Origin of the sequence: Arthrobacter sp. 2YAF22_2, from assembly GCF_052114645.1 — a bacterium.
GTDB lineage: Bacteria > Actinomycetota > Actinomycetes > Actinomycetales > Micrococcaceae > Arthrobacter.
In genome coordinates this window covers 1-2,839 of the sequence record NZ_JBFRFD010000470.1, presented here as the reverse complement: position 1 = coordinate 2,839, position 2,839 = coordinate 1, and the positions used below count along the sequence as shown (strand labels likewise).

Below are 2,839 nucleotides of genomic sequence, written 5' to 3'. Positions count from 1 at the left end.
GTGGATGAGTGGCTCCGCGACGGGCTGCTGGTGGACCTCTACCAGACGGTCCGGAACAGCATCCGCATCTCGGAGAACTCCTACAGCATCAAGAAGCTCGAGCCGCTCTACATGGGCACCAATCTGCGTTCCGGCGAGGTGAAAGACGCCGGTGCCTCGGTGGTGGCCTACGCGCACTACTGCGAGGCGCGCGACGCAGGCCGGGCCGAGGACGCCGCCGCGATCCTCGCCGACATCTCCGACTACAACGAGTACGACTGCCTCTCGACGCTGGAACTGCGGGACTGGCTGCTTCTGCGGGCCAAGGAACGCGGGATCGAGCCTCGCGACGGGGGACCCGCTTCGGCGGCCGATGCCGGCGGGTCACCGGACGACGGCGGCTCCCCGGCCGGCGGGGCGGCACTTGGACCGGCCGAGGCGGCGCTGATGGCGTATACCGAACCCGGCAGCGGGTTGCCCGCCGACGACCGGAAGGCCGTCGCCATGCTGGCGGCCGCCGTCAGCTACCACCGCCGCGAGCGCAAGTCGTTCTGGTGGGCGCACTTCGACCGGTGCGAGCAGGGTCCGGACACCCACGAGCGCGACCGGAACGTGTTCCTCGTCGAGTCCGCGGAGATCCTCGGCGACTGGCAGCAGGCAGGCAGGAAGCTTCCTGAGCGGCGGGTCAAGCTAACCGGCACGGTGAGCCCGGGCTCGGACCTGCGCGAGGGCAGCAACTGGTTCCGCATGTACGATCTGCCGCTTCCCGCCGGGCTGGAAGGCACCGGCAAGGACGGGACCGGCCGGAGCGGCTGGTTCGGCACGGAGGTCCTGGAACTGGGACACGAAGACGGCAAAGACACCGTCATCATCCGGGACCGCCTGCACCGGAATATCCCGCCCCACAACGACTTGCCCATCGCCCTGACCGAGGACCAGCCGCTCGCCACCAAGAGCCTCGAGCAGGCGCTGGAGATTCTTGCCGCCAAGGTCGCGGTGGCGCTGATGTCCGGCGCCATCCCGCACCACCCTGCACTGGACCTGGTCCGGCGACTGCCGCCGAGGCTGGCCGGACGTGCCCCGCTGCCGCAGCCCGGCGACGGACCGGACCGTTTCGTTGACGCCATCACCGCCGCGGTCCTGCGTCTCGACCACTCCTACCTGGCCGTACAAGGTCCTCCCGGAACCGGCAAGACCCACGTGGGCTCCCATGTCATTGCCCGTCTCGTTGCCCGCGGCTGGAAGGTCGGGGTCGTCGGCCAGTCGCACGCCGTGGTGGAGAACCTGCTGAAGACTGCTGTCACGAAGGCCGGAGTTGGCCCCGCCCTGGTGGCCAAGGATGTGAAGCACGACAATCCTTTGCCGTGGCAGTCTCGCACCGCCAAGGATGTTGCGGAATTGCTGGGGTCCCCCGGTGGGGCATTGGTCGGCGGCACGGCGTGGACCATGACCGGCGCCACCGTTCCGCCCGGCTCACTCGATCTGCTGGTGATCGACGAGGCCGGGCAGTTCTCGCTGGCCAACACGCTGGCGGTGGCGCAGGCCAGCAGCCGGCTGCTCCTGCTCGGCGACCCGCAGCAGTTGCCGCAGGTCAGCCAAGGCAGGCACCCCGAACCGGTCGATGAGTCGGCGCTGGGCTGGATTTCGGCCGGCCACGCGACGCTCCCGCCGGAACTGGGCTATTTTCTGGCCGACTCATGGCGGATGAACTCCGACCTGTGTCGGGCGGTCTCGGCGTTGTCCTACGAGGGCAGGCTGCGATCCGCCCCTTCCGCAGATCTTCGCCGCCTGGACGGAGTTCCCGCCGGGATCGAGACGGTAATGGTGCGCCACAGCGGCAATACGACGTCGTCACCTGAGGAGGCCGCCGAGGTCGTACGGCAGGTGCGGCGGCACCTGGGGCTTCCGTGGCACACCCCGGAGGAGACGCGGCCGCTCGAAGTTGGGGACATCCTGGTGGTGGCCGCCTATAACGCCCAGGTGAACCTCGTTCGCGATGCCCTGGACCGGGCGGACCTGTCCGGCGTGCGGGTCGGAACCGTGGATAAGTTTCAGGGCCAGGAGGCAGCGGTGGTGATCGTCTCGATGGCGTGTTCGGCCGTGGCCGAGGCGCCCCGGGGCATGGAGTTCCTGCTGTCCCGCAACCGGATCAACGTGGCAGTATCGCGAGGGCAGTGGCGCGCCGTCGTCGTCCGTTCCCCGGAGCTGACGAACTTCATGCCGACCCATCCGGAAGGCCTGGAACAGCTGGGCGGCTTCATCGGCCTCTGCCAGCGCTCAATTCCCGCCGGCCCCTAGGGACATGCCCATTCTTTGAACCGTGCAATGGACATGCACCCCGTCGACGGGCTGCCCGGGAGGACATGCCCATTCTTAAAGCCGAACAGTGGACAGAATGGCATCCTGTCCACTGTTCGAGGCCCACGCTGGGCATGTCCCCAGGCTGTCGCCTGGCCTGCGGTCCTAGTTTGAGCTCTGGTAGGCCGGGTAGTCGGTGTAACCCTCGGCGCCGTCGGTGTAAAAGGTAGCCTGGTCTGGCTCGTTGACGGGCAGCCCTTCGCGCCAGCGTCGCACCAGATCCGGGTTAGCGATGGCGGGGCGCCCCACGACGACGGCGTCAGTGTGGCCGTCCGAGACCAGCGACTTGGCTTCCTCGGCGGTGGTGATGACGCCGAACCCGGTGTTCACGAGGAAGGTGCCAGCGAAGCGCGTGCGAAGGTCCTGAACCAGTTCGCTCGTCGGCTCCTTGTGAAGGACGCTGAGGTAGGCCAGCTTGAGCGGCGCCAGGGCGTCCACCAGGTAACCGTACGTTTCGAGGACGTCGGCGGCGTCCAGCTCCAGGGCCCCCTGGACGTTGTGC

Annotated in this window: 1 protein-coding gene and 1 pseudogene; one reads left to right on the top strand and one right to left on the bottom strand. The window is 68.2% G+C overall.

Annotation, left to right across the window (positions count from 1 at the left end):
• A partial coding sequence (locus AB4Y86_RS15985) for an AAA domain-containing protein (RefSeq protein ID WP_441403168.1) occupies nt 1-2,277 on the top strand: 2,277 nt, incomplete at its 5' end.
• Between the two features lie 165 nt (nt 2,278-2,442).
• Here AB4Y86_RS15985 and AB4Y86_RS15980 read toward each other — a convergent pair.
• Nucleotides 2,443-2,839, bottom strand: a pseudogene (locus tag AB4Y86_RS15980) (alkene reductase); the annotation flags it as partial.